Origin of the sequence: Bordetella tumbae (genome assembly GCF_965139195.1) — a bacterium.
Taxonomy (GTDB): Bacteria; Pseudomonadota; Gammaproteobacteria; order Burkholderiales; family Burkholderiaceae_B; genus Bordetella_A; species Bordetella_A tumbae.
The window spans coordinates 35,417-60,916 of the sequence record NZ_CBCSJH010000002.1; the positions used below are offsets into that span (position 1 = coordinate 35,417).

General features: G+C 59.8%; 25 protein-coding genes. 12 read left to right on the forward strand and 13 right to left on the reverse strand.

Annotated elements, in window-relative coordinates; translation table 11 throughout:
- Nucleotides 1-17: 17 nt before the first annotated feature.
- The 3 genes from ACNA0J_RS03805 (at nucleotide 18) to ACNA0J_RS03815 (ending at nucleotide 4,080) form a co-directional block, all read left to right on the forward strand.
- Nucleotides 18-1,079: an ATP-binding cassette domain-containing protein gene (locus ACNA0J_RS03805; protein ID WP_415816579.1), complete on the forward strand. Its 1,062-nt coding sequence runs from the start codon at nucleotides 18-20 to the stop codon at nucleotides 1,077-1,079.
- 31 nt (nucleotides 1,080-1,110) lie between these two features.
- Nucleotides 1,111-1,326, forward strand: coding sequence for a TOBE domain-containing protein (locus ACNA0J_RS03810; RefSeq protein ID WP_094821002.1), 216 nt, complete (start codon nucleotides 1,111-1,113; stop codon nucleotides 1,324-1,326).
- A 210-nt stretch (nucleotides 1,327-1,536) separates the two neighbouring features.
- Nucleotides 1,537-4,080: a mechanosensitive ion channel domain-containing protein gene (locus tag ACNA0J_RS03815; protein ID WP_415816581.1), complete on the forward strand. Its 2,544-nt coding sequence runs from the start codon at nucleotides 1,537-1,539 to the stop codon at nucleotides 4,078-4,080.
- Between the two features lie 113 nt (nucleotides 4,081-4,193).
- Here ACNA0J_RS03815 and ACNA0J_RS03820 read toward each other — a convergent pair whose 3' ends face one another.
- The 7 genes from ACNA0J_RS03820 to ACNA0J_RS03850 form a co-directional block, all read right to left on the reverse strand.
- Complete coding sequence (locus ACNA0J_RS03820; RefSeq protein WP_415816583.1) at nucleotides 4,194-5,579, reverse strand: M20 family metallopeptidase; 1,386 nt, start codon at nucleotides 5,577-5,579, stop codon at nucleotides 4,194-4,196.
- 133 nt (nucleotides 5,580-5,712) lie between these two features.
- Entirely contained in the window at nucleotides 5,713-6,684 is a 972-nt protein-coding gene (locus tag ACNA0J_RS03825) for an ABC transporter ATP-binding protein (RefSeq protein WP_415816585.1), read from the reverse strand.
- A complete protein-coding gene (locus tag ACNA0J_RS03830; protein ID WP_415816587.1) occupies nucleotides 6,681-7,661 on the reverse strand; it encodes an ABC transporter ATP-binding protein in 981 nt (326 codons plus the stop codon). The genes ACNA0J_RS03825 and ACNA0J_RS03830 overlap by 4 nt, the downstream gene beginning before the upstream one ends.
- A 4-nt stretch (nucleotides 7,662-7,665) precedes the next feature.
- The gene (locus ACNA0J_RS03835; protein WP_415816589.1) at nucleotides 7,666-8,577 is read right to left on the reverse strand and encodes an ABC transporter permease; all 912 of its coding nucleotides are present in this window, start codon (nucleotides 8,575-8,577) and stop codon (nucleotides 7,666-7,668) included.
- Between the two features lie 3 nt (nucleotides 8,578-8,580).
- Nucleotides 8,581-9,498 (reverse strand): ABC transporter permease, encoded by a 918-nt coding sequence (locus tag ACNA0J_RS03840; RefSeq protein ID WP_415816591.1) that lies wholly within the window; start codon nucleotides 9,496-9,498, stop codon nucleotides 8,581-8,583.
- 45 nt (nucleotides 9,499-9,543) lie between these two features.
- Nucleotides 9,544-11,130 carry an ABC transporter substrate-binding protein gene (locus ACNA0J_RS03845; protein ID WP_415816593.1) on the reverse strand — a complete coding sequence of 529 codons (1,587 nt, stop codon included), beginning with the start codon at nucleotides 11,128-11,130 and terminating at the stop codon, nucleotides 9,544-9,546.
- Nucleotides 11,131-11,156: 26 nt separating this feature from the next.
- A complete protein-coding gene (locus tag ACNA0J_RS03850) occupies nucleotides 11,157-11,873 on the reverse strand; it encodes a GntR family transcriptional regulator (protein ID WP_415817118.1) in 717 nt (238 codons plus the stop codon).
- 336 nt (nucleotides 11,874-12,209) lie between these two features.
- Between ACNA0J_RS03850 and ACNA0J_RS03855 the strand changes: the two genes are divergently transcribed.
- The 9 genes from ACNA0J_RS03855 to ACNA0J_RS03895 all read left to right on the forward strand — a co-directional run bounded on the left by ACNA0J_RS03855 (nucleotide 12,210) and on the right by ACNA0J_RS03895 (nucleotide 19,753).
- Complete coding sequence (locus tag ACNA0J_RS03855; protein ID WP_415816595.1) at nucleotides 12,210-13,262, forward strand: serine hydrolase domain-containing protein; 1,053 nt, start codon at nucleotides 12,210-12,212, stop codon at nucleotides 13,260-13,262.
- A 379-nt stretch (nucleotides 13,263-13,641) separates the two neighbouring features.
- A complete protein-coding gene (locus ACNA0J_RS03860) occupies nucleotides 13,642-14,253 on the forward strand; it encodes a DUF6088 family protein (protein ID WP_415816597.1) in 612 nt (203 codons plus the stop codon).
- Nucleotides 14,246-15,004, forward strand: coding sequence for a nucleotidyl transferase AbiEii/AbiGii toxin family protein (locus ACNA0J_RS03865; RefSeq protein ID WP_415816599.1), 759 nt, complete (start codon nucleotides 14,246-14,248; stop codon nucleotides 15,002-15,004). The genes ACNA0J_RS03860 and ACNA0J_RS03865 overlap by 8 nt, the downstream gene beginning before the upstream one ends.
- Nucleotides 15,005-15,010: 6 nt before the next feature.
- Nucleotides 15,011-15,277 (forward strand): hypothetical protein, encoded by a 267-nt coding sequence (locus tag ACNA0J_RS03870; RefSeq protein ID WP_415816601.1) that lies wholly within the window; start codon nucleotides 15,011-15,013, stop codon nucleotides 15,275-15,277.
- A gap of 204 nt (nucleotides 15,278-15,481) precedes the next feature.
- Nucleotides 15,482-16,453, forward strand: coding sequence for a Bug family tripartite tricarboxylate transporter substrate binding protein (locus tag ACNA0J_RS03875; protein WP_415816603.1), 972 nt, complete (start codon nucleotides 15,482-15,484; stop codon nucleotides 16,451-16,453).
- A gap of 1 nt (nucleotide 16,454) precedes the next feature.
- Entirely contained in the window at nucleotides 16,455-17,261 is an 807-nt protein-coding gene (locus ACNA0J_RS03880) for an SDR family NAD(P)-dependent oxidoreductase (RefSeq protein ID WP_415816605.1), read from the forward strand.
- 191 nt (nucleotides 17,262-17,452) lie between these two features.
- Nucleotides 17,453-18,244: an amino acid ABC transporter substrate-binding protein gene (locus ACNA0J_RS03885; protein ID WP_415816607.1), complete on the forward strand. Its 792-nt coding sequence runs from the start codon at nucleotides 17,453-17,455 to the stop codon at nucleotides 18,242-18,244.
- Between the two features lie 35 nt (nucleotides 18,245-18,279).
- Nucleotides 18,280-18,933 (forward strand): amino acid ABC transporter permease, encoded by a 654-nt coding sequence (locus ACNA0J_RS03890; protein ID WP_415816609.1) that lies wholly within the window; start codon nucleotides 18,280-18,282, stop codon nucleotides 18,931-18,933.
- A gap of 67 nt (nucleotides 18,934-19,000) precedes the next feature.
- Complete coding sequence (locus ACNA0J_RS03895) at nucleotides 19,001-19,753, forward strand: amino acid ABC transporter ATP-binding protein (RefSeq protein WP_415817120.1); 753 nt, start codon at nucleotides 19,001-19,003, stop codon at nucleotides 19,751-19,753.
- 26 nt (nucleotides 19,754-19,779) lie between these two features.
- Here ACNA0J_RS03895 and ACNA0J_RS03900 read toward each other — a convergent pair whose 3' ends face one another.
- The 6 genes from ACNA0J_RS03900 to ACNA0J_RS03925 all read right to left on the reverse strand — a co-directional run bounded on the left by ACNA0J_RS03900 (nucleotide 19,780) and on the right by ACNA0J_RS03925 (nucleotide 25,452).
- On the reverse strand, nucleotides 19,780-20,697 hold the full coding sequence (locus ACNA0J_RS03900; RefSeq protein ID WP_415816611.1) for an SMP-30/gluconolactonase/LRE family protein: 918 nt from the start codon (nucleotides 20,695-20,697) through the stop codon (nucleotides 19,780-19,782).
- Between the two features lie 51 nt (nucleotides 20,698-20,748).
- Nucleotides 20,749-21,711 (reverse strand): Bug family tripartite tricarboxylate transporter substrate binding protein, encoded by a 963-nt coding sequence (locus ACNA0J_RS03905; protein WP_415816613.1) that lies wholly within the window; start codon nucleotides 21,709-21,711, stop codon nucleotides 20,749-20,751.
- Between the two features lie 120 nt (nucleotides 21,712-21,831).
- Nucleotides 21,832-22,752, reverse strand: coding sequence for an NAD(P)-dependent oxidoreductase (locus ACNA0J_RS03910; protein WP_415817122.1), 921 nt, complete (start codon nucleotides 22,750-22,752; stop codon nucleotides 21,832-21,834).
- Between the two features lie 62 nt (nucleotides 22,753-22,814).
- Complete coding sequence (locus ACNA0J_RS03915) at nucleotides 22,815-23,498, reverse strand: RraA family protein (RefSeq protein ID WP_415816615.1); 684 nt, start codon at nucleotides 23,496-23,498, stop codon at nucleotides 22,815-22,817.
- 50 nt (nucleotides 23,499-23,548) lie between these two features.
- Nucleotides 23,549-24,541 carry a Bug family tripartite tricarboxylate transporter substrate binding protein gene (locus ACNA0J_RS03920; protein WP_415816617.1) on the reverse strand — a complete coding sequence of 331 codons (993 nt, stop codon included), beginning with the start codon at nucleotides 24,539-24,541 and terminating at the stop codon, nucleotides 23,549-23,551.
- Between the two features lie 2 nt (nucleotides 24,542-24,543).
- On the reverse strand, nucleotides 24,544-25,452 hold the full coding sequence (locus ACNA0J_RS03925; RefSeq protein WP_415816619.1) for an amidohydrolase family protein: 909 nt from the start codon (nucleotides 25,450-25,452) through the stop codon (nucleotides 24,544-24,546).
- Nucleotides 25,453-25,500 lie beyond the last annotated feature (48 nt).

A 25,500-nucleotide genomic window follows, 5' to 3' on the forward strand; every position in this document is an offset into this window, starting at 1 on the left:
GTTTTTCGGAGCCGACCATGTATTTGAGTCCGTATAACTGGGAATTGAGTGAGTTCGCGGTGCAACCGTTCGTGCGCGAGACTTATGACACTGAGCCCGTCGCCGAGGCCCAGCCACCCGTGCATGTCACGCTGCGCGACCTGAACAAATATTACGGCGAGCGTCACGTCCTGAAAGGGCTGAATATCGAGTTCGCGCCGGGCGAGTTCGCTGCCATTGTAGGACGCAGCGGTTGCGGCAAAAGCACGCTGCTGCGGTTGTTGGCTGGTCTGGAGTCCGCGACACCCGCCGCAGGGCAGCGAGGCGGCAGCACTGCGATCCGCTTTGATGGCGAGGTGCAAGACGGCGCCGATGACCGTGTGCGCATGATGTTCCAAGACCCGCGGCTGTTGCCTTGGAAATCGATTCTGGACAATGTCGCCATCGGTACGCCGATCCGTCAGCGTGGCGAGGCCGCATCTGTGCTGCGGCAAGTCGGGTTGGGCGAACGGGGCGGCGAATGGCCTGCCGCATTGTCGGGCGGTCAAAAACAACGTGTAGCGCTTGCCCGAGCACTGTTGCATCGGCCGGGATTGCTGCTGCTGGATGAGCCGCTCGGCGCATTGGATGCGTTGACGCGCCTGGAAATGCAGCAATTGATCGAGGACCTCTGGCTGCGCGATGGGTTTACTGCTGTACTGGTGACGCACGATGTGAACGAAGCGATCGCCTTGGCGGACCGGGTCATCGTGATTGATGAGGGCAATGTGATCCTCGACCAGCGTGTAGCGTTGCCGCGCCCCCGTCAGCGCACGAGTACGGCATTTGCTGCGCTGGAGGCACGTGTGCTCGACGCAGTATTGAACAAAAAAGGCCCCCACGCTGCGCCTGCGGCTTGCTTGTCCACCTCGCGGCTGGCACGCCGCTCGGATTCGCCAGGCACGGAACAGTCCGCAGGGACTGTCCCGTGTCCGGGCTCATCCCCCACGGGGGCGCCTTTTGTCTTGGGGCGGCCCGGCGACAAAAAAGATCCCACCCCGGTGGATACCCGTCCGCTGGCTCAGGTTATTTCCATTGGCCATTTGCGGCTGGCAGTCTAGAGCCAGACATTTTTTATACAGGAGCAATATCATGAGCATTCAATCCATCAACGCCCGTAACCAATTTCGCGGCCGTATCAAGGAAATCATCCTCGGTCCGGTACTGTCCGAGGTCGATGTCGATACTCCCTCCGGTATCGTCACGTCGGTGATCACGACACGCTCGGTCAAAGAACTCGATCTGCAGGTCGGTACCGAGGTGCTGGCGTTTGTAAAGGCTACCGAAGTGTCGGTGGCGAAACTGTAAGGTCGAGAGCGAGTAGAGGCGGCACGTTCGATTCGGTCGGCGGATTCGAGCGACGATCGACGACTGCTGTTCCCTCTGGAGTTGGCCGCGGCGGTTGTCGGACGTCCTTGAAGGCCTATATCATGATGGCGGCGCCCCAGTAATGGGGCGTTGCGTTGTCGCGGCCTGCGCTTTAGTGGCCGCACACCGTCTCGTCAAGGAGGCCGCCACGTGGCTTTGCAGATCCGCACCGCCCAATCTCTCGGTATGAACGTCAATCCGGCACTGTCGCGCGCGCGATGGGCGATACCCTGGGTGGTGCAAATATGCTTCGCCATGGCGATGTTATTTGGGTTGTTCCTCAGCCAAGGGGCGCAAGCGGCGGTTGCGATTCCCGGCTTGCCGTCCGCTGCCGACAAACCCGCTGCCGAGGCGCCGGCTGCGGACTTGACGCCTGCCAGGTTGGCAGACCTGCTCGACGATCCCGCTGCGCGCGATAAGCTGATCGAGCAACTGAGGGCCCAGGCCGCAGCGCCAGCCCAGGCGGCGGCCGGTACGGATCCGGCTGCGGCGCGTCCTTCGCTGCCGACGCGCATTGCGACTGGCGCACAGGATTTCTTGGCGACGATGGGCACGAATGCCCAGACGGCCGTCGACGAATTGACGGCCGTGGTGCAGAACCAGGGGATGGCCCCGGAGCGGCGTGAGCGGCTGATCTCGACGCTGGTGAGGCTTGCCATCGTCGCGGCGGCGACGCTGATCGTGTTTGGCGTATTGCGAGCGATTGCGGCCTTTGCCTACGCCCGGATAGACAAATGGGCAGCGCGTCCGTTCTTGTTGGCCCCGGGGCCGCTGCGGTCGGCAGCCAGGGCAATGTTTGCCCGGCGAACAGGAGCAATCGTTGGTGCTTTGCTTATCGATCTGGCCATTGTGTTGCTGGCCGGTATGGCAGGCTATGCCACGGCAATGTATGCAGAGCAGCCTTACGGCTCTGTGACCACGGCGCAATCATTGTTCGTGAATGCGTTTGTGGCGGTAGGAATTACGCGAGCGGTGATCCGTGGGATATTCGCAACGCGCTATCCCACACTGCGCCTTTTCACGATGGCTGACGAGACGGCCCAGTACTGGAATGTCCGCTTGGGACATATCGCCGCGGTCGTGGGCTACGGTTTGCTGCTGGTCGAGCCATTGGCGCAGTCTCTGTTGTCGCCCGCATTGGGTGAATTGCTTGGCTTGGTCATCATGGTGATGGCCTATATCTACGCGGTACGCATCATTTGGCGCAATCGCGCCCTGTTGCGAGACCATTTAAAGCAGCGCGCCGAGCGTGCCTCGATCCATTCATTTGGCACGGCGCTGCGTCTGTTGGCGCGCAGTTGGCATGTCCTGGCAATCGGGTACTTCACGGTATTGCTGGTAGTCAGTCAGGTCGACACGCAAGAGGCCTTGCCATTCATGGTGCATGCGACGGTGCAATCGGTCGTGGCACTGGCCGTAGGATCGCTGGTGATCATGTTGCTGGCCACCATGCTGGCGCAGCGCATCCGTCTGCCCGAGGATGTGCGGCGCAAGCTGCCCATGCTGGAAGCGCGCGTGAACGCCTATGTGCCTGCAGGGTTGCGCGGCGTTGGCGTGCTGGTACGCATTGTGGTGGCCTTGTTTGTGCTGGACGCCTGGCGGGTGTTTGATCTGTCCAGGTGGATTTCGTCGGCCGCGGGAGCAAAGGCCATCGGCGTTGTCGTCCATGTGGCTATCGTGCTGCTGGTCGCGGCCGTCGTCTGGACCCTGATCGCCAGCATCATCGAGCACCGGCTCAGCACGCATGAGGGCCGCAGCCTGCCCACCGCACGCGAGCGCACCTTGTTGGCGCTGTTCCGTAATGCTACCTTGATTGTGATCATCACGATGACGGTGATGGTGCTGCTCTCGCAGATCGGCGTCGATATCGGTCCGTTGATTGCGGGTGCCGGGGTGGTCGGTCTGGCGATTGGTTTTGGCTCGCAAAAGCTCGTACAGGACATCATCACGGGGATTTTTATCCAGCTGGAAAACGGCATGAACCAGAACGATGTGGTTCAGGTCGCGGGGATTTTCGGAACGGTGGAAAAGATCACGATCCGTTCTGTGGGCATTCGCACGCTGGATGGCGGCTATCATCTGATCCCGTTTTCATCCGTGGATGTGGTGTCCAACCATATGCGAGATTTCTCGTATCACTTGGGCGAATACACGATTTCGCATCGGGAAAGCGTGGACGACGCGATACAGCATCTGCGCCAGGCGTTTGATGAACTGATGCAGGACGAGCTGCTGGCCCCTGAGGTTCTGGAAGACGTCAGCATTCCGGGTGTGACGGCACTGAACGAAAAGGGTGCGACCATCCGTGTGCTGATCAAGACCACACCGGGTATGCAGTGGGCGGTGCAGCGCGGCTACAACCGATTGGTCAAGAAACACTTCAATGCCGCCGGTATCGAGCTGCCGTACCCGCACACGGTGCTGTACTTTGGCCAGGACAAGAATGGCTATGCCCCGCCGGCCAATGTATTCATGCAGACAGAGCGGGCCGCGAATACGCACAATGCGCGCGCGGCAGGGCATACGCGCCGTCAATTATCCAAGGAGCAGGGCGAGGCGTCGGAAGACGTGTTGGGTAATGAGCTGGAGCGCACGGCCGAAGCAGACGATGAGGCCGCGGCGGATTCTGCGGCATCGCCAGTGGCGGATGCTGGCCAGCCACCCGAGGTCGCCGAAAAAAAGAAGCCGACATGACATGAGTATCGGCGAGTAGCCATGGCCGGTTAACGTGCAGAGCAAGGCGTTCGCGCACTCGCGTTAACCGGCTGGCGATCCAAGATAGCCGGCGACTGACTATCTGGCAAATGTCATTTTGGCGTGCTGCCTGAGCCCAGGTCCCAATACAGTCCCGTCATCAACGTCAATGCCTCGCGCAACAGCTCCGGTGGCAAATGCTCGTTCGGCGCATGTTGCGAGCATCCCGGGTATGAATGCGGAACCCACACCGTCTTCAAACCCAGCACGTCGGTAAAAATATCGTTGGGCAAGGACCCGCCCAGGTTCGGCAGAATGGCGGTTTTCTTGCCACTGGTTTTTTCGAGCGATGACACGGTCCATTTGACCCAGGGATCTTCGGGGTCGATGCGGGTCGCCTTGAACATGGTTTCGCGCGTGGTTTGTATTTTCACCATCGGAAAGCCTTGGCGATCCAGGTGGCTGCGTAAAGCAGGCAATAAATTGTCGGGATCGACACCGACGACGAAACGTAATTGGCATCGCGCCCAGGCACGTGGCGGGATGGCATTGACGGGGGTTTCCGGATTGCCGGTCTTGTAGGCCAGGACTTCGAACGAGCACCAGCCGAATACGCGTTCCGCGGGCGAGAGCCCGGGTTCTCCCCATTCGGGTTCAATCACAGGGCCGTCCGATCCGCCGTCAACCTCGCAATCCACCAGTGCGCGCCGTACGGATGCCGGCAGTTCCGCAGGTACCCATTCCGGGATACGAATCTGCCCCGTAGGGGACGAAATACTGGCAATGGCGTGTGCCAGCTGGATCCCCGGATTCGATATCAATCCGCCCCAGTTGCCCGAGTGATGGCCGCCTTCGCGCGCCTCGATGCTGAGATCGATATTCAGGCTGCCGCGTGCGCCGAGAAATACCGTGGGGCGCTGCGGACTCAGGCGTGGGCCATCCGAGGCGATGAGCAGATCGGCGCGGAAACGATCCTTGTGCTGCTCACATAGCTCGCGCAGCCCGGGAGACCCGGTTTCCTCGCCCATCTCGATCAGGTATTTGACGTTAAAGCCCAGCTTGCCTCGCGTTTCGAACACGAGACGCAACGCCTCCATGTTGATGCTGTGCTGGCCCTTGTTGTCGGCGATGCCTCGTCCATACCAGCGGCCGTCTCGCTCGGTCAGCGCCCAGGGCGAAAGGCCTTCGTGCCATTCCGGTTCGAGCCCGCGAATCACATCGCCGTGACCGTAGCCCAATACGGTGGGCAGGGCAGGATCTTCGATGCGTTCCGCATATAGAAATGGGGCGCGGGCCTTGGTATGGGTCAAGGTCTCGCAGCGAAAGCCCATTGCCTCAAAGGCGGGTTGCATCTCGGTGGAGAGATAGCTTGCCAATGCCTCGGCGCGATCAGGGTTCTGGCTTTCGGTGGGAATGCTCAAGCGACGGCTCAGAACGGATCGAAAGGCGCCCGAATCAAAACACTGTTCAGCGTTGGCGATGGCTTGTTCACGGCTCACGATGATTTTCCTTGAAAGAGATGGCAACTCCGCACGTTGCTTCGGAGAAGGACCTCAGCTGCGCGCGGCATGGTGTTTGATTCCGAGTTTCCTCAGTTGAGTTTTGTCTGTTCATGGCTATAGTACGCAGTCTTCAGACAACGGCATTTTGTTGCGAATACGACGGATACAGATGGCAAGCGACTTGCGCCTGACCTTGTGTTTGCAGCGCAGGCCGTTGTTGTTTGCACTGTGGCATCGCGTGCTTGCAGCGCGGATGAAACGGACAGCCGGTGGGCGGATTGATCGGATCGGGAAAGGATAGCCCCAGCCCCATATCGGGTATGCCCAGCCCCGGTTCGGGCGTGAGCACCGAGGCGAGCAGGGCTTGCGTATAGGGATGGCGCGGCTCATGAAATAACTCGGCGGCAGGCGCGGATTCGACCACACGGCCCAGATACATCACGGCGACGTGCGTGGCAATGTGTTCGACGACCGCCAGGTTATGACTGATGAACACATAGGTCAGATTGAATTCCTGCCGCAGCGTCATCAACAGATTCATGATCTGCGCCTGCACCGATACGTCCAGTGCAGAGGTCGGCTCGTCACAGATGACGATTTCAGGGTTCATTACCAGGGCACGCGCAATCGCAACGCGCTGGCGTTGGCCGCCAGAGAGCTGTCCGGGCGTGTTGTTCGCCAGCCGGGAGGGCAGGCCCACGCGCTCGAGCATCTCGATCGCTTTGTGCTGACGCGGATTGGCGATGCCGTGCACCTCCAGCGGCAGCGACACGATGGAGGCGATGCTGCGGCGCGGGTTCAGGGACGAATAGGGGTCTTGAAACACGGGTTGGACTCGCCGCGCCAGATCGCGCCGCGACATGCTGTGTATGTCTTGCCCTTCGATGCTGACGCTGCCGCTGGTGGTCGGGATGAGCCCCAGCATCAGGCGCGCCAGGGTAGATTTGCCGCAACCGGATTCTCCGACGACGCCCAGCACGCCGCCGCGCTCCACCTGCAAATCCACGCCATTGACCGCATGCAGCGTGCGGCGAGGCTGAAACATACCGCTCTTTACCGTGAAGCTGCGGCTGACGTCTTGAGCTTGGATCAGTGCGCTCATGCGTGGGCCTCCGTGCGAATGCAGCGCCATTGCCGGCCGGGTGCTTCGTGAACGGGAACGGTCTGGTGGCAAACGGGCTGCGCATAGCGGCAGCGATCATGAAACGCACAGCCGTGCAGATCGCCGACCAAGGCCGGTACGACGCCGGGAATAGTGCCTAACGGCGTGCCGGGCGGGGTGCGGCCCGGGACCGGGATACAGGCCAATAGTCCCTCGGTATAGGGATGGCGCGGTGCCTGAAATAGCTCGGATACGGGGCCTTGTTCGACAATCTGCCCCGCGTACATCACGGCAACCTGGCGCGCGATGCGTGCCACCACGCCGAGATCGTGCGTGATGAGCACCATGGCAATGCCCAGTTCCGCCTGCAAATCTGCCAGCAAACGCAGGATCTGGGCTTGAATGGTCACGTCCAGCGCCGTGCTGGGTTCGTCGGCGATCAAGAGTTCGGGCCCGCACATCAATGCCATGGCGATCATGACGCGTTGGCGCAGCCCCCCAGATAACTGGTGTGGATATTGCCCCAACCGCTGCGCAGCCGAGGCGATGCCGACCTTTTCCAACAGCTCGACAGCACGGTCTCGAGCCTGATTCGCGTTGGCGTGCCGATGATGGCGATAGTGTTCGGTGAGTTGATCGCCGATGGTATAGGCGGGGTTCAAGGCGGTCATGGGCTCTTGAAAAATCATGGCCATCTTGTTGCCGCGCAGGGCATTGACGCGGCGGCGGCTGGCGCGAGACAGGTCTTCTCCCAGGACCGCCAGGCGCGAGGTGCTGCGTTTCGCGGCCCTGGGCAACAGGCCCATGATGGCCAGCGAGGTCATGGATTTACCGCAGCCCGATTCGCCCACCAGGCACAATGTCTCGCCGCGCCGCACCTGGAATGAAATGTCGCGCACCGCATGCAGCTGACCGCGTGGCGTATCGATGTCCACACGCAAGTTCTGTACGTCTAATACGATATCGGAGTCGGTCATTGCGTCAGGCCTTGTCCTCGGGCGTAAGCCACTGGTGCAGGCCGTCGCCTGCCAGATTGATGGCGAAAATCAGCATCGCCAACGCACTGCCGGGGATGGCGATCAGCCAGAATGAAAAGAACATATAGGCCTTGGCCTCGGAAATCATCAGGCCCCATGAGGGCAGCGGCGGCTGCACGCCCAGTCCCAGGAACGACAATGCCGCCTCCAGCAAAATGGCGCTGGCGGCCTCCAGTGTGGCGATCACGATCAGATGCGGCACCACGTTCGGCAGGACCTCGCCACGCACGATGCGCCAGGTCGATGCGCCGGCAGACTGGGCGGCAGCGACGTATTCCAGGGATCGCACCTGTTGTGTGGCGCTACGCATCACCACGGCAAAACGGTCCCATTTCAAAAAGCCCAGCACCAGGATCACGACCCAGAGCGAGCCCCCAACGATGGCAACGGTGGCCAAGGCCACCAGAATCACTGGCATGGACAAACGCGTCGTCACCAGAAACGAGACGAACATATCCACACGACCGCCAAAATACCCCGCGGCCATGCCTAACGCTGTACCGATCAATCCGGAAATAACCGCGACGCTGATCCCGATCAATAGCGAAATCCGCGCCCCATAAAACAGGCGTGACAAATAATCCCGGCCCAACTGGTCCGTGCCCAGCGGATGCAGCCACGTTCCTTTCTCATACCAGACAGGCGGTGCCGTGCGATAAGCCAGGTCCTGAAAATAGGGATCATGCGGGGCGATCCACGGCGCGAAGATCGCAACCAAGATGATCAGCAGCAAGATGCCGCCGCCTACCAGCAGCGCCTTGTTCTGTCGCAAACGCCGCCAGGTCAGACTGCCCGCAGGTGCAGTCACGTTCGGTACTGGCGCATTGGCCGTCATCGGTGAGCTCGGTACAGTCATGGTCTACGACACCCGGATGCGTGGGTCCAGCCACGCGTTGGCAATATCCGCTGCCAATGTCAGCAGCACATACAGTACGGATAACAGCAGCACGATCAACTGCATGACGGGATAGTCTTTGAACGTGATGCTTTGATAGGCCAGATAGCCGAGGCCATCCAGGGCGAAAACGGTTTCGATCACAACCGAACCACCCAGCAGATAGCCAAGCTGCACCGCCGCCAGCGCTACCACGGGCACGATGGCGTTGCGCAAGGCGTGTTTAAAAATGACCTTGCTGGCGGGCAGCCCCTTGGCCCGGGCGGTGCGGATGTAATCGGCGGCCAGGACTTCGATCATGCCGGCACGTATCAGCCGCATGAACGCCGGGGCGACGTAATAGCCCAGCGCGATGGCGGGCATCACGAAATGCTGCCATGTCCCGCTGCCCGATACCGGCAGTATGCGCAGCGATATCGAAAACAGCATGATGAGCAGCAGCGCGAAAAAGAAATTCGGCAGAGCCTGGCCCAGCACCGCCACGGCCAGGCAGATGCGATCGGCAATGCCGCCTTTGTAGAGCGCCGCGATCACGCCCAGCGGAATGGAAATCAGCAAGGCCACAGCCAACGCGCTCAGGCCCAGCATCAGCGTGGTCTGCAGCTTGGACAGGATCAGCGGCCCGGCAGCCGTCTTGAAATACACCGAGGTGCCGAACTGGCCCTGCACAATGTGCCACAGCCAATCGGCGTACTGCACGACGACGGGACGGTCCAGCCCATAGGTTTTGCGCACCATGTCGATGTCCGCCTGGCGCGCGCCTTCGCCTGCCAGCGCGACGGCGGGGTCCCCCGACAGATGCAGCAGCATGAATGCCAGGACGGAGACGGTCAGGGCGACCATCACCGCCAGTCCCAGCCGCCGGATGATGAATGCAAGCATTGAATGGCTCCGTGCACCGCCACGTCGCCGTGGCGGTTATCAGGGTTATTTCCAGCTCATGTCCCAGAAACGGACCAGCTCATCCGGATAGGCTTTGAACTCCACGTCCTGGCTGGCGACGTAATACACCGGCAACGACCAGAGCGGCACGGCGTAGGCGTGTTCCGCAATCATGGTGAGGGCTTCTTTATAGGCCGCATTGCGGGCAGCGCTGTCGATCGTCACATCGCCTTTGTCCAGCAATTCGCGGACCTTGGGATCACGCGTCACGTCGTCATTGCCAAACGCAAAATACACCGGCGTCGACGCCGACACATCGTTGACCAGATTCGAGCCCCACGTTTGGTGTGTCAACGAGGCCTTGCCCGCACGGATCATGTCGCGCATCGCGGCATATTGCAGAAAATTGAGTTTGGCGCGGATGCCGACTGCCTGCAGATAGTTGATGATGGCTTCGGTCTGATTGCGTTCGCGATAGGCGACGATATCAATGTCAAAACCGTTGGGATAGCCTGCCTCGGCCAGCAGTTTCTTGGCCAATGCGGGGTCGTATTTGTAGACGGGTGCGCCTTCGTCGGTGCAGCCGACTTGAGAGGGCGTGCAGATGGTGTTGAGCAGCTCCGAGCCTTCGCCGACGATATTCTTGATAATGGACTCGCGATCGATGGCGTGCAGAATGGCTTTGCGCACGCGCTCGTCTTTGAGTTGCGGGGCAGGCGTTTCGTCGCGGATATTCATTTGCATGAACGCGATCCGCATGGTGTTGCCGCTTTTGACTTGCAGCTGAGGCATGGATTTCAGTTGCTCGGCTTGGTCCTTGGGCACGTGCATGATGAAATCCTCACCACCGGAAATCACCTCCGCCATCTGTGTCTGGCGATCCGGGATGAATCGGATCACGACCTTGCCGATCTTGGGCTGGGCTTTGGGCGAGTCTTTGAAATAGTCCTTGTTGGCCTCCAGCGTGATGGACTTGCCGGGCACGTATTCGACGACCTTGTATGGGCCGGTGCCCACGGGTTTCGCGTTCATCCCCTGCGGGCCGACTTCGGCATAGTATTTTGCGGGGTGGATGGCAACGGTCGTCGACAGATATTCTTTGGCGCCGGGGAAAGGTTCTTTGGTCGTGAGCCGTACTTTGTACTTATCGATCTTTTCTACTTTATCGATCCAGCGCACGTTCTGCTGCGTCGTAGCCTTGTTTTTCGGGTCGGCGACGAAATTGAGCGTATAGACGACCGAGTCGGCGTCGAATTCCTCGCCGTTGTGAAATTTGACCCCTTCGCGCAGCTCGAATTCCAGTGTCTTGTCGTCGATCTGTTTCCAGCTTTTCGCCAACTGGCCCTTGTATTCGTTGGTCAGCGGATCGCGATAGAGCAACGTGTCCCAGACGTTGGCCGCGATGATCACGCCGATGCGGACATTGTTGTAATAGGGGTCGACGCTTTCGGGGGCCTGGTCATAGGCCATGCGCAGCGTGTCATCCTGTTTGTTGGCCAGCGCAGGCGACGTGCTCAGCGCCGTGCCGGTAAAGAGCAGCGCGGCGGCCAGCGCCTTGAGACGAGGCAGGGCTCCATGGTGTTCAGGGCGATTCAAATGCAGCGGTGCAGCCAATCTAACGCGATGTTCCATGATGGGCTCCTGTCGAGCGTAATCGGTTAAGCGGAATACTGCGGGTGATTCGGTGACCCCTGGCTGGGTGTATGTTGTGCCAGATATTTCAGCGCGGCCTCGTATTTGCACTGCAAATGCGTACGCATGATCTCGGTCAGGCGCACGGTATCGCGGGCAGCCAGCGCCTCGGCGATGTCGATATGCTGGCGCATGGAACGGTCCCAGTTTTCGTGATTTTCGTTAGACACGAAACGCAGGTTCTGAATGCGGATGTTTTGGGTCTCGTACAAACGTGTCAACAGCGTGTTGTGAGCGGCCTGATGGATGCGCGCATGGATCTCGCGATTGCAGCGATAGTACGTGGGCAGATCGCGGCGGGCATGGCTGGCCATCATTTCGAACGTCAGCGCGCGGATTTCGGCGATTTCCTGGTCGGTTGCGCGTTCACAAGCATAGTGACAGGCGAGAGTCTCGATACCGCCGATGACCTCAAACGTCTCGCGCACATCGGTTTCTGACAGCTCGACGACTTGTGCGCCTCGATTGGGTTCGATGTGTACCAATCCGTCAAAGGCCAAGAGGCGCAGCGCCTCTCGTAATGGTGTGCGGGATACGCCGAGCAATTCGCCCAGCGTGCGTTCGTTCAAACGGGCTCCTGGTGGGAATTCGCCCTCGATGATGCGTTCACGCAAGCGTTCCGCGACGCTGGCGGGCAGCGTGCCGCCATTGCCCGGCACCCGGGGCGGGCGCCGGGCGGGCAGGGCGTCGGATACTGCGCTGTTCGAAAGCGTAGGGGGATCGCTGCTCACTTGTATACCAAATGGATTTGATCTTTTATTCACTATAAAGCACGTCATCCACGCCTCATCATGGGGGATTACCCTGCAATTTCCCGGTAAAACAAGGGCGTACGGGTAATCGATGATAGGGGGGCTCCGGAGAGGCGTTGCGGCGCGCGAGGTCGTTGCGTATGATTTGAAACAGGAAATTTGCCGGTGGTATACCATTTGGATCGGCTACGTCCGTCATAGGCGCCTCTCGAAAACCGATGAGGCAGTGCGGTCATTGGCCATTCGTTAACGACAATTGGGGGCTTCATGCAAGACGCATTGATGCAGCAGGCGATTCAGTTTGCGCAGGACCACGAAACCACTTGGGACCGCTCGGTCGATGGCGTCTTTGGCGTGCATCAGCAGGATCCTCCGCCATGGAACCGTTTGCTGGGACCGGTGCATGATCGCGGCCCCGTGACAGGGCTGGTCGTGGTCGATGGCAAGACCGTGGCATCCTGGGGCGAACCTCAGCGTGCAGACCTGACGTTCAGCGTGGCCAAGATGTATCTGGCGTTGGTGGCGGGCGTGGCGCACGATCGCGGCCTGTTGCCGGATGTCGACGAGCCGGTGCGCGCCCGCGTGCCGGGGATCGGATTTGATGAGGGCAATAACGCGCTGATCACCTGGCGTCATTTGCTGCAGCAGATCAGCGAATGGGAAGGCGAGCGTTTTGGCGTGTCGGATCAGGCGGACCGGTATCGCGCGGTGACGTTCGGTACGCCGCCCGATGGCAAGAAAGGCGATCCGCGTCCGCTGCAAACGCCAGGGACGTACTGGGAATATAACGACGTCCGCATTAATCAGTTGTCATACGCGCTGCTGCATCTGTTCCGCAAGCCGCTGCCAGAGGTTTTCCGTGAGGCGGTGATGGGCCCGATCGGGGCGAGCGAGACCTGGAACTGGGTTTGCTATGACAATGCCTGGGTGAACATCGATGGGGTGTTGATGCCTTCGGTGCCCGGTGGGTCGCATTGGGGTGGCGGGATGTCGATCAGCAGCGAGGATCAGGCCCTGATCGGTCAGATGCTCTTGAACGATGGCCGTGCATGGGATGGAAAGCAGGTGATCTCGCAGGAATGGCTGCGCGCCATGCGCACGCCCAGCGAGCTGGCGCCATATTACGGCTATCTGATCTGGTTGAACGATGGGCAAAAGATGTTCCCTAGCGTACCGGCATCGAGTTTCTTTGGTGTCGGGGCCGGCAGCTCATTCACCTGGGTAGAGCCCGAGCGCCGCATGGTCGTGATTGTGCGCTGGCTGAATTCGGCCTACGCGGATGGCCTGTTCGGCAGGATACTGGCGGCAGTTGATGGTTGAGTGTGTTTGCTAACGCTCGTACGGCTTTATTCGATAATGCTCCGACACGCTTCGGCCATTTATACCGAGGGGGGAAGGAGCGTGGCCTATGGATGCTGGCAGGATCGGTCCGATTTGAATTGAAGGCTGTGTGTTTATCCAGTAATTTGATTCGGAGCGGATAGCATTTCGGGCATGCAAACTCAACGTGCCTATCGTGTCCGATTCCATCTAGCGCCAGAGCGGACGATAACGCCCGTTCTGACGGCGCGGCCGACCAATGTGGCCTCAGAGTATCGTCCGTGGCGGCGGGCTGCCATCGGACAGTCGTCGCGGCTGTTAATTCGTATTTTGTTAGATTATTCACTAAAATATCTATCAAAAATCTTGACAATCAATCATGAGTACTTCTCGATCCATCCGTGAACGCATCGCCTCGCATCTGTCGGGGGAACCTTTTACTCCCGCCTTGTTTGCGGGCCTAGGGTCGCGCGCCGCCATCGATCAGACGCTAATGCGGCTGACGAAGGCGGGTACTATCGAACGCATAGGCCATGGTTTGTACGTAGTACCCAAGACTGGACGGTTCGGTATCAAATCCATGCCCGCGGCAGAGCAGGTGGCGCGAACGGTTGCTCAGGCCGAAGGGGCAATGATCCAGATACACGGGGCAGAAGCCGCACGACGCCTGGGGCTGTCTACGCAGATGCCGGCACAGGCCGTTTTTCACACCACGGGCTCCTCGCACCAGATCCGGCTGGGCAAGCTGATTGTCCGGCTGCAACACGTGGCTCCGCGCAAGCTCGCATTGGCTGGCCGGCCTGCAGGACAGGCGCTGTCGGCCCTCTGGTATCTGGGACGAGATCAAGTCACACCAAACACCTTCAGGCAGATCGCAAAGAAACTGCCCGCTGACGAGTTCGAAGCACTGAGTCAGGCCAAGGCCTTGATGCCCGCGTGGATGGTGCAAGCCCTCATCAGCTACGAGCGCAGTGAGCCTGCTCGTGTCTGAGTCTGTCGCACACTACTTCGATTTGTCGTCGGCCGAGCAGGCTGAACTGCTGCATGGTGTGGCACCGGTGCTGGGTCGACGCGCTGAGATTCTGGAGAAGGACATCTGGCTGTGCCAAGTACTGGGGATATTGTTCGCGCTGCCAAATCGCAAGCCCATGGCGTTCAAGGGCGGCACGTCTTTGTCCAAGGTCTATCAAGCGATCGAGCGTTTTTCAGAGGACATTGACGTCACCATCGACTATAGGAGCTTGGTCGTCGATGTGCCCGAACTTGCGATGCTTTCCAATACGCAGCGCCGAAAGCTGTCCGATACGCTTAAGAAGGCTCTGATTGAGCATGTCACCGAGGAACTGGTCCCGGCATTGAGAGAGGCACTGACGCAGGCGCTTCCAATGCACCACCTCGACATCGAAATCAGTGACAATGCAGAGAGACTCTGGTTGTACTACCCCAGCGCCGTTGAGAACACGGACGCTTATCTGCGGCCAAGCGTGCTGATCGAATTCGGTGGCCGCAATGCGGCGCTGCCGCAAGACATGATGACAATAGTGCCCGACGTGACCGCGCACGTGCCGCAGTTGGCGTTTCCCAGCGCGCAAGTAGTAGTGTTGTCGCCAATGCGTACATTTTGGGAAAAAGCGACCCTTATCCATGTTGAGTGCCATCGTCCGGACCTGCGCGTCGGTGCGGAGCGCTTGTCGCGACATTGGTACGACCTGGCACGTTTGGCCGACCATGAGGTGGGGTAGAAGGCTTTGGCTGATACCAAATTGCTAGCCGACGTGCTGAATATCAAGGAGACCTTCTATCGCAGTGGATTCAGCCACTATGGTCTCTGTCAGGCTGGTGGTCTGCGGCTGATTCCCGATGAGATGTTGATGAGGGCGCTACAACGAGACTACCAGACTATGCTGGATGCGCAGATGTTCTATGGCGAGAGCCTGGATTTTCAGCGAGTCATAGAGCGCCTGTCCGTATTGGAACGGGATATCAATCGCACCGTATCTATGCAAAGAACGTAGAACAGTTCTGCAAATTTCTGGAGTAATTATTGATGACGATCGACCGTATCATTGGCGTCTCAAAATTTGAATTACTCATGACGCGCCCGTTGTCATAGCCTGCTCTGAGGGCCAGTGTTGCACTGGCCCTGGACTGTGGTCCGCCTCAGTCTGTAATCGGCATGCGGCTCGTTCTTGAGTAGAGAATACCTAGGAGGAGCACACATGCCCAATGGCAAGCGCAGGGGACTCATCGCGCTCGCAGCCAGCACAGCGCTGGCATTCGCGTTTCCTGTTTCCGCTCGAGCGGACAGCGACAAGCCTATCACCATTGTGGTTCCTTATACGGCGGGTGGCACCAATGATAATTTCGCCCGTATCCTGGCCGAGGGAATCAGCAAAGAGCTTGGCCGCCATGTGATTGTCGAAAACAAGCCCGGTGCGAACGGCATCATCGGTGCGTCGTATGTGGCACGGGCCAAACCCGACGGGACGACGCTGCTGTTGGGTGGCACCGGTCCTATTTCGTTGAATGCCATGCTGCGCCCATCGCTGCCATATCGGGTAGACAGTTTCGAGTCCGTGGCGCTGTTGTTCGATGGTCCGCTGACGATTACGGTGCCGACATCGATCGGCGTAAATTCGGTCGACGAATTGATCCGCTACGCCAAGGCGCAGAACAGACCCCTGTTGTACGGCACACTGGGTCCGGGCAGTGTCACGGATCTATTCGGTCTCCTGGTGTCAAAGACATTCGGTTTTCCGATGACGCCTGTCGCATACAAGGACAATAACTCTGCGCTGATCGATCTGATGGACGCTCGTGGCGATATGAACTACGCCACGCCCATTCCCATGATCCAGAACTCCAAGAAACTGAAGATACTGACGCTGACGAGCGACCAACGCGATCCGACCTTGCCCGCCATTCCCACGGTGGGAGAGTTGGGCTATCCCCAGCTGAAATCCACCTATTGGACGGCATTGCATGCGCCCAAGGGAACGCCGCGTGAAATCATCGACAAGATTGCCGCAGCAGCCATCAAAACGGTCAAGACGGATACATTCCACGAGGTGCTGAAGCTCAATGGCCAAACCGAACGGGCCGCGGGGCCAGAGGCGCTGGACGCTCAGCTGGAGGCCGACCGGCAGCATTGGGGCACAGTGATTCGCGAAAACCACATCGTGATCAATTGATATGGCCGAATTGAACCAGGCATGGCTCGGCATCAGTGGCCGCGTCGTCGCGGTCACCGGCGCAAATGGCGGAATCGGGCGCGCGACGGTGCGTGCGCTGCTGGAACAGGGCGCTCGCGTGGCGATGCTGGACAGGCAAGCGTTGCCGGCAGCGGAGCTGGACGCATTGGGCGCCGATACGCAGGGGGAATGCATATCGATCGCCTGCGACGTGGCAGACGATCAACAAGTCGCCGCAGCCGCTGCGGAAGTCGGCCAGCGCTTGGGCGATTGCTATGGCCTTGTCAATAACGCTGCCATGACCATGCCAGGGCACTTGAAAGACGTCGCCATTGCCGACTGGAGCCGTCAACTGGATGTGAATCTGACGGGGTATCTGCGATGCGCGCAAGCCTTTGCAAAACCGATGCTGGCCAAGGGGGAGGGGACGATCATTCATGTCGCTTCCGTTGCCGGCCACAACCCGCAGGCCTACAGTTGCGGCTACAGTACTGCCAAGGCCGCCATATTGATGCTGTCCCGGCAGCTGGCTTTCGAGCTGGGGCCGCTGGGGGTGCGCAGCAACGCCATTAATCCCGGGCTCATCAAAACGCCGTTGACCGAGGCCTTTTACGCAGATTCCCAACTGCGCGAGCAACGTGAGCGAGCCGTGCCGCTGCGCCGTATCGGTACGCCAGAGGATATTGCAAATATTGCAGTCTTTCTGTTGAGTGAACGATCTGCGTATGTCAACGGCGCGGAGATCACGGTAGACGGTGGCTTTACCCAGACGCTCATGAGCCACATCCCGCGTCCCGGACGTACCTGATCGGGAGTGGCACCGTCTGTCGCGGGATGCGACGGCCCCGAACGTACCCGCCGTATGCATGGGCCTCCCCGCGTATGGGCGCGGCAGGGTGGCTTCAGGCGTGAGTCAGACTGGCTATAATCATCGATTCGGCCCCTGATTGGCCCTGTCTATTTTTATTGCTTCGCGCTTTTTAGGCGCCTGACTCCACCATGAAAAAACTGACCGCTGCTCTCCTGGTCTGCGCTACGTCGTTGCTCGCGGCCTGCGGCCAAAAAGATGAACCGGCTCCGCAAGCGGCCACTCCGGCTGCTGCGAAAAAGGTCATTGTCGGCCTGGACGACAATTTCCCGCCGATGGGTTTCCGGGACGACAAGAACGAATTGGTCGGTTTTGACATCGATATGGCCCGCGAGGCGGCCAAACGCATGAGCATCGAGGTCGAATTCAAACCCATCGACTGGAGCGCCAAAGAAGCCGAACTCAACGGCAAACGGGTCGATGCATTGTGGAACGGCCTGACCATCACCGAAGAGCGCAAAAAGAACATCGCATTTACTGCCCCCTATATGGCCAACCACCAGATCATCCTGGTGGCGCAAGCCTCGCCCGTGCAGACCAAGGCCGATCTGGCTGGCCGCGTCGTCGGTGCACAGGACGGCAGCAGCGCCGTGGATGCCATTAAAAAGGACGCTCCTGTGGCCGCCAGCCTGAAAGAGGTCAAGCTGTTCGGCGATAACGTCACCGCGCTGATGGACCTGTCGGCAGGCCGTCTGGATGCCGTGGTGGTGGACGAGGTCGTGGGCCGTTATCTGGCCAGCAAACGCGAGGGTCAGTATCGCGTGCTCGAGGAAAACTTCGGCACCGAAGACTACGGCGTCGGCCTGCGCAAGGAAGACACCGAGTTGCTCGCCAAGCTCGACGAAACCCTGACCGCCATGAAAAAAGACGGCTCGGCTGCCCGCATTGCCCAGCAATGGTTCGGCGCCGACATCATCAAATAAGCCCGCCGCAAGTGATCGGCTGACGAGAGCACCGCATGGATTACATCATTTCCCTGCTGGGGCCGATGGCGCAGGGCGCAAAAACGACCCTGACCTTGTTTTTCGTGACGTTCGCGCTGGCAGTGCCCTTGGGGCTGGTGCTGGCGCTGGCGCGCATCTCGCACTGGCGGGTATTGAGCCAGCTGGTGAACGCCTATATCTGGCTGATGCGGGGCACGCCGCTGATGCTGCAGATGTTGTTCATCTATTTTGCATTGCCGTTCGTGCCGGTGATCGGTGTGCGGCTGCCTGATTTTCCGGCAGCGATCGTGGCCTTTGCGTTGAACTACGCCGCGTATTTTGCCGAGATCTTCCGCGCGGGGATCCAGTCGGTGGATCGTGGCCAGTACGAGGGCAGCAAAGTCCTGGGCATGACGTATTTGCAGACGCTGCGCCGCATCGTGCTGCCGCAGATGGTGCAGCGCGTATTGCCGCCCATGAGCAACGAGACGATTACGTTGGTCAAGGATACCTCGCTGATTTACGTGTTGGCGCTCAATGATATTTTGCGCACGGCGCGCGGTATCGTGCAGCGCGATTTCACGACGACGCCGTTTCTCGTGGCGGCTGCGTTCTATTTGATCATGACGCTGTTGTTGACCTGGTTGTTCCAGTACATGGAAAAACGCTATGCCAAGTACGATCAGTAATCCAGCAGCGGGTGACATGTTGGCCAATGATATGACGTTGAACTCCAGTGCAGATCCGCGCCCCGTCATGATTGCTGCCCATCAAGTGGGCAAATCATTCAGTGGCGTGCGCGTGCTGGATCAGGTATCGCTGACGCTGCGCAAGGGCGAGGTGGTGGCGGTGATCGGGCCGTCGGGTTCGGGCAAGAGTACCTTTTTGCGTTGCCTGATTCATCTCGAGACCATCGACCAGGGCAGCATCGAGATCGAGGGCGAGACGCTCGCCTCGGCCTCGCCGGATGGCGCGAGCCACTATGTGCGTGATGCGGAGGTCCGCCGGATCTGCCGAAAAATGGGGATGGTGTTTCAGTCGTTCAACCTGTTTCCCCACAAGACTGTCCTGGAAAATATCATCGAAGCGCCGATTACCGTACAGCGTGTGCCGCGGGACCAGGCCATTGCCAAGGCCGAAGACCTGCTGCGCAAAGTCGGCCTGTTGAACAAGCGCGATAACTATCCGGCGCGCCTGTCCGGCGGGCAGAAACAGCGGGTCGCGATTGCGCGGGCCTTGGCGATGGAGCCGGACATCATGCTGTTCGACGAGCCGACCTCTGCGCTGGATCCCGAGCTCACCGGTGAAGTCCTGCGTACGATGAAGCAACTGGCCGACGAACACATGACCATGCTGGTCGTGACGCACGAAATGGGCTTTGCACGCGAGGCTGCGCATCGCGTGATCTTCATGGACAACGGCCGCATCGTCGAAGAATCCCCCACCGAGGAATTTTTCCGTGCGCCCAAGCAAGAGCGGGCGAGGGCGTTTTTGGGGCAGATGCTGTAACGGAAACGAGGCTGGCCGCGAATCTTCTATTGCGGCCGTGCCAGCTTCAATCCTGCCTCAGGGGCTTGCGCACGCAGGATCGTCCCCGTAGTGGATTCCGTGCAATACAGGGTCTGACGATCCGCTCCGCCGAACGCGATATTCGTCGTCGACATGCCTTTACCGCTGCGCCAGACTTTGATGGGCTCTGCCCGAGCGTTCAACAGCCAGACATAACCCAGCCCAGGGTTCGCCACGACCAGGTTGCCTGACTGATCGACCGCCAAGCCATCCGGACCGCTGGGGCCGTATGAGGTAAAGAACTGACTGACTTTGGATACGCTGCCATCGGGCAATAGCGGTACCCGCCAGACACAATTGCCGCGCGTCACCGCCAGATAGAGAACCTTTTCGTCGGGCGAAAGCGCTACTCCATTGGGGCTGGGCACGTTGGCCAATAACAAATCCAGCTGGCCATTCGGTCTCAAGCGATAGAGCCGGCCACTGGGATCGTGCAAACCGCTTTGGCCTTGGTCGGTGAAATACAGGTTGCCCAGGCTGTCGAAAATCAGATCGTTGACGCCGCGAAACCGCTCGCTATTGCGCCGTTCTAAAAACGGGCTGACATGGCCGGTATTGATATCCAGCTGCATCAAGCCGTTCTTATAGTCCGTGATCAACAGCGTCGTGGCGTTCAGCCATTTCATGCCATTGGGCTCACCGTCGTATTCGGTGACCAAGGTCCATTGGCCTGTCGGATCAATACGGAATACTCGGCCCCAGGGGATGTCGCTGACGTACAGATTACCCGCGTCGTCGAACACCGGGCCTTCTAAAAATGAATCCGACACGGCGCCGCCCCGGTTGGCGTCGGCCCACGCGCTGCGTTCAGGCTTTCGCAGCGCTTGCGGCATGGTGCTGAATACATCAAAGGCGATTACGTCGGGCGGAGAAAGCAGAAACATCGTGGGCTCCGGGAAATTCTCGTTATTCAGGACAGGCAGCGCGTACGTGTATTACTCGGATTTCAATCCCAGTTCGCGCGCCATGTCAGTGTAGTTAGTGACCTCTTGACTCAGTTGCGTGCCGAACTTTTCCCCGCAAGTATTTTGCGCTTGCATGCCTAGCGATTGTAATTTGCTCGCGGATTCAGGCGATTTGGAAAATTCGGTAGCGACTTTCTCAAGCGCAGCCAAGACGTCGGCAGGCGTACCCGCCGGGGCGAGCAATCCATACCACGCATCGGCGCTGTAGTCTTTGACGCCTGCTTCTGCGAACGTGGGAACATCTGGCAAGAATGGCGAACGGCTGGGCGACGCGACTGCGATGGCATGCAGTTTCCCCCCCTGCAACTGCGGCAGTACCGATCCCAGCGTAGCGAATGAACTATCGACTTGTCCGCCCAGCAAGTCGGTGACTGCCTGCGCTGCACCCTTGTACGGGATGTGGTTCATCGAGGTGCCGGTCAGTTTCAGGAACTGTGCGCTGGCGAAATGTCCGGAGCTGCCCGTACCCGGGGTGGCATAGGTGCGCATGCCGGGTTCGGCTTTGAGTTGCTGCAGGAATTCGCCCACGGTTTTGACAGGCATGGACGGTCCCACTACCAGTACGGTGGGGCTGATGGCCAGCGTGCAAACCGGCGCAAACGATTTCAGCGCGTCGAAGCCGATTTTTTCGCTGTACAGCGCGGGAATCATCGTGTGATTCGTCGCGCCCAGCAGCAGCGTATAGCCATCAGGTTTGGCGCTGGCGACGGCCTTGGCTGCCAATGTGGTGTTGGCGCCTGGTTTGTTTTCGACGATGAAGGTCTGGCCCAGCGTACGCGTGGCTTGGTCTGCAAAAGCACGGGCCACTACGTCAGTGGGACCACCAGCCGAAAATCCGACGATGAGTCGAACGGGATGGTCTGGATAGGCGCTATAGGCGCTACTGACGGCCAGGGCGAGCGCTATGCCGCATGCGAGCGTCGAGCGTTTCATGGTTTGTCTCCTGTGGGTTCGCGCTGCCTCGCGGTGACGAGGTGATCGTTGACGACGTTCACCGCAATAGCTGGCTGGCGGGGATTTCTTAACGTTTTTCAGACATGGTGATGTCTTGCTCTATTGCCTTGATATGCTGGTTTTCGCCAGCACCGCCAACAGATTTTGCGCCGCTGCCACGCCCATGTTGACGTATGCTGCGCTGGTGACGCCGCCGATATGGGGGCTGAGGATAATGTTTTTCTCGCCCTGAAAGGGATGGTTGGCCGCCATGGGTTCCACGGCGAAACTATCCAACGCCGCCATTTGTACATGGCCGCTGCGCACCGCGTCCAGTAATGCCGTTTCATCGATCAGGCCACCGCGCGCCGTATTGACGATGATCACACCGCGTTTGCATTGAGCCAGTGTCTGCGCATTGATCAGTCCGCGATTGTCGGCAGTGAGCGGGCAGTGCAGCGAGATCACATCGGATTCGCGCCACAGGGTCTCCAGATCGACGGATTGAATGTAGTCGGGCAGCGCTTTAGCATAGGGATCAAAACCGATGATGCGCATGTCCAGCGCGGCGGCCATCTTGGCGGTGCGCAGGCCGATCGCGCCCAAGCCGACCAGGCCCAATGTTTTGCCGCCGAGCTCCAGGCTTTTGTGTGTAGCCTTGTCCCAATGACCCGTGTGCATGCGGGCATTGAGCTCGACGACGGATTTGGCGCAGGCCAGCAGCAGGGTCAATGCTTGTTCAGCAACGGCAGCCGCATTCGCCCCCACGGCCGCAACGACCTCGATGTTGCGCGCTTGCGCAGCGGCTTTGTCGATCGTGTCGGTCCCGCTGCCATGTTTGGAGATCACGCGCAGCGCCGGCGCAGCGTCCATGGCGGGTGCAGCGACTTTTCCGTATCGCACGATGATGGCCACGGGGTTGTGATCGCGGCACAGCTCCACAATGTCTTGTTCGCTGGGGGTCTTGCCGGCATAGACAATGCGGTAGCCGGTCAGCAACGCCAGTGCTTCATCCGCCAGATCTGCGCCCGTGATCAGGATTGCAGGTTTGGATTGTGGGGCCGAAGCGAGGGCGTCTTTCGGGGAATCGAGCGTAGCGGCATTCACAGCGTTTCCCCTTCTTTCAGCACACCGGCAGTGCGCAGCGCCGAAGTCAGCCATTTGGCGGCGGTATCGCCGGTTTTGATGGCGGCAATGCGTGCGGCCTCGTCTTTCACTTTCTTTTCGGCGGCAGGCAACAGGCTTTCGATCTTGTCACGCTCGACGACGACCACGCCATCGTTATCGCCAATGATGAAATCGCCAGGATGCACCGTCACGCCGCCGACGCTGACGGGATGGCCGATTCGGCCGCCGACGTTCTTGGTGGGGCCGTTGGGATTGGTACCGGCAGCAAAGACCGGGTAGTCCATCTCAATGATTTCCAGGCTGTCGCGCGCTGCGCCGTCGATCACGACACCGGCCAGGCCGAGCTGTTTGCAAGCGGTCATCATGATGGTGCCCATTAGGGCCGAGCTCAGGTCTCCTTTGCCATCGATGACCAGTACATCACCGGGTTTGGCCAGCGAAATGGCGGCGTGGATCATCAGGTTGTCGCCGGGGCGAACCTCCACCGTGAATGCGGTTCCCGCGAATTTCATGCTCGAATGCAGCGGACGGATACGGCCATGCAAGGCGCCACGGCGGCCAGCAACGTCAGCCAGAATGGCGGGCTGCAGCTCAGCGGCACGCCGGACGATGTCGGTGGAAACGCGGGGGAAATCTTTGATGATGTCGGGGTTGCTCATGATGATGTCCTGTAGGTTCAGTCAGAAGAAATTGAAAAAAAACGTGGGCGTCAGGCGGTAATACCGGCATCGCGGATCACTTGACCCCACTTGACGTAGTCAGCGCGGCGCATTTTGTCGAGCGCGTCGGGACTGCCGCCCACCAGCGTGATGCCGAGTTTGTCGGCCAGTTCCTTTAACGCAGGCGTCTGCAGCGCGCTGGCGATGGCCGTGTTCAGTTGCTGAACGATGGGGGCTGGGGTTTCTGCCGGCGCAAACACGGCCTGCCATTGTTCGACGACAAAATCATCAAAGCCGGATTCGCCCATCGTCGGGATATCGGGCAGCGTTTTCAGCCGCTGTGCAGACGTGACAGCGAGGGCGCGCAGGCTGCCGCTTTGTATATGGGGCAGGGCAGCCGCGACGGGGGCGAACATGAATTGAACTTGTTCGCCCAAGGTGTCCTGTAATGCAGGCGTGTCACCTTTGTAGGGCACATGAACAAGGCGGATGCCTGTTTTCTGCTGCAGCAATTCGCCTTGGACGTGCAGCACGGTCCCGGTACCGCCCGAGGCATAGGCAATGCTGCCAGGTCTGGCGCGGGCGGCCTCGACCAGGGCTTGTACCGAGGTATAGGGTTGATGCTTGCCGATCACCAGCACGTGCGGAATGGTGCCGACGATGATGACGGCGGCAAAATCCTCGACCGGGTCGTAAGTCAGCTTGCCCATCACGTGAGGGGCGATCGCTTGCGGACCGATCGACGTGCCCAATACGGTCAAGCCGTCGGGCTCGGCGCGGGCCACGCGGGCGGCACCGATAGTGCCGGTGGCACCGGGCCGGTTGTCGACGATAACGGTGGTCTTGAGCAGCGTGTTCAGTTGTTGGGCAATGGCGCGTCCCAACACATCGGTGCTGCCGCCTGCTGGGTACGGCACGACCCAGTTGATCGCTTTGCCATCAGGCCATGCCGCTGCGCGGCTGGTCTGCGCAGCGCCTGCGGCGAGCAGCGCGGCACCGGCGAGGAATCGGCGGCGGCTGAACTGAATAGGGATATTGTTCATGTTCACGATGTCTCCTGTAGATTGGCTAGCGATGGGAGCGGGGTGTGGCTCGTGAAGCCATAAAGCTGTTCGGGATTGCGCACGAGGATTTGTTCGAATACCTCGCTGTCCTGCGCCCAGTGGGCCAGGCGGTCTATCTGTCGTGCGTCATCAGGCATCGGGTGCAGCCCCGCAGAGGCTGTAGCGTGCGGCCAATCGCTACCCCACAGCACCCGATCCGGCGCGGCCTGGATATAGCTGCGCGCCAGTGGGTCGATCGCGGGGTCCTCGGTGCGGCCGCTGGCGCTGACGATATAGCCGCCGGACAGCTTTACCCATGCGCGGCCGTTACGCAGCAATTCCAACACCAAGGCATGGGCGGTATGGCTGAATGCCTGACTGGGTTGCAACCTGGCCATGTGATCAAAGACGATCTGAACCGGTAATCGCGTCAGGATTTCTGCCTGCTGGGCTAACTCATCAGGAGGCATCAACAGTTGCAGATGCCATCCCCACTGCGCAATGCGGGAGGCGAGCGGCACAATCTGGTCGATATTGCCTACGACACCTCGCGAGAGATTCAAGCGTATGCCCCGAACGCCCGCCTGATGCAATGCCTGCAAAGCGGTATCGCTTTCATTGCCGCCGATCACCGCGACGCCGCGCACCTGATCCCCCATCGCTGCCAGCCCGGCCAGCATGCTGCGGTTGTCCGTGCCGTAAGTCGACGGGGTGACCAGGACGGCGCGAGATGTCCCCAGACGCGCCTGCAACGCCTGATACTGCGCAACCGAAGCATCAGGCGGCGAGAGCGTTGCCCCGGATACCGCCGGAAACTGCGCGTCATAGACGTGGATATGACAATCGCAGGCGTGCAGAGGGACTGGGGACACGGGGTGAGCCGTTCCCGAGGTATAGGCGAGGGCAGCCATCGTTCAGGAAATATCAGGTCGTTCGAAACTCGACGGTGTCATGCGTGT

Excerpts from the sequence above, each read along its gene's own strand:
- ACNA0J_RS03880 (WP_415816605.1), top strand. The coding sequence starts at position 16,455 with ATGGCCGAATTGAACCAGGCATGGCTCGGCATCAGTGGCCGCGTCGTC.
- ACNA0J_RS03915 (WP_415816615.1), bottom strand. The coding sequence starts at position 23,498 with ATGAGCAACCCCGACATCATCAAAGATTTCCCCCGCGTTTCCACCGAC.
- ACNA0J_RS03920 (WP_415816617.1), bottom strand. The coding sequence starts at position 24,541 with ATGAACAATATCCCTATTCAGTTCAGCCGCCGCCGATTCCTCGCCGGT.
- ACNA0J_RS03830 (WP_415816587.1), bottom strand. The coding sequence starts at position 7,661 with ATGACCGACTCCGATATCGTATTAGACGTACAGAACTTGCGTGTGGAC.
- ACNA0J_RS03835 (WP_415816589.1), bottom strand. The coding sequence starts at position 8,577 with ATGACTGTACCGAGCTCACCGATGACGGCCAATGCGCCAGTACCGAAC.
- ACNA0J_RS03900 (WP_415816611.1), bottom strand. The coding sequence starts at position 20,697 with ATGTTTCTGCTTTCTCCGCCCGACGTAATCGCCTTTGATGTATTCAGC.
- ACNA0J_RS03825 (WP_415816585.1), bottom strand. The coding sequence starts at position 6,684 with ATGAGCGCACTGATCCAAGCTCAAGACGTCAGCCGCAGCTTCACGGTA.
- ACNA0J_RS03805 (WP_415816579.1), top strand. The coding sequence starts at position 18 with ATGTATTTGAGTCCGTATAACTGGGAATTGAGTGAGTTCGCGGTGCAA.
- ACNA0J_RS03895 (WP_415817120.1), top strand. The coding sequence starts at position 19,001 with ATGATTGCTGCCCATCAAGTGGGCAAATCATTCAGTGGCGTGCGCGTG.
- ACNA0J_RS03860 (WP_415816597.1), top strand. The coding sequence starts at position 13,642 with ATGAGTACTTCTCGATCCATCCGTGAACGCATCGCCTCGCATCTGTCG.
- ACNA0J_RS03855 (WP_415816595.1), top strand. The coding sequence starts at position 12,210 with ATGCAAGACGCATTGATGCAGCAGGCGATTCAGTTTGCGCAGGACCAC.
- ACNA0J_RS03905 (WP_415816613.1), bottom strand. The coding sequence starts at position 21,711 with ATGAAACGCTCGACGCTCGCATGCGGCATAGCGCTCGCCCTGGCCGTC.
- ACNA0J_RS03875 (WP_415816603.1), top strand. The coding sequence starts at position 15,482 with ATGCCCAATGGCAAGCGCAGGGGACTCATCGCGCTCGCAGCCAGCACA.
- ACNA0J_RS03885 (WP_415816607.1), top strand. The coding sequence starts at position 17,453 with ATGAAAAAACTGACCGCTGCTCTCCTGGTCTGCGCTACGTCGTTGCTC.
- ACNA0J_RS03925 (WP_415816619.1), bottom strand. The coding sequence starts at position 25,452 with ATGGCTGCCCTCGCCTATACCTCGGGAACGGCTCACCCCGTGTCCCCA.
- ACNA0J_RS03845 (WP_415816593.1), bottom strand. The coding sequence starts at position 11,130 with ATGGAACATCGCGTTAGATTGGCTGCACCGCTGCATTTGAATCGCCCT.
- ACNA0J_RS03810 (WP_094821002.1), top strand. The coding sequence starts at position 1,111 with ATGAGCATTCAATCCATCAACGCCCGTAACCAATTTCGCGGCCGTATC.
- ACNA0J_RS03840 (WP_415816591.1), bottom strand. The coding sequence starts at position 9,498 with ATGCTTGCATTCATCATCCGGCGGCTGGGACTGGCGGTGATGGTCGCC.
- ACNA0J_RS03890 (WP_415816609.1), top strand. The coding sequence starts at position 18,280 with ATGGATTACATCATTTCCCTGCTGGGGCCGATGGCGCAGGGCGCAAAA.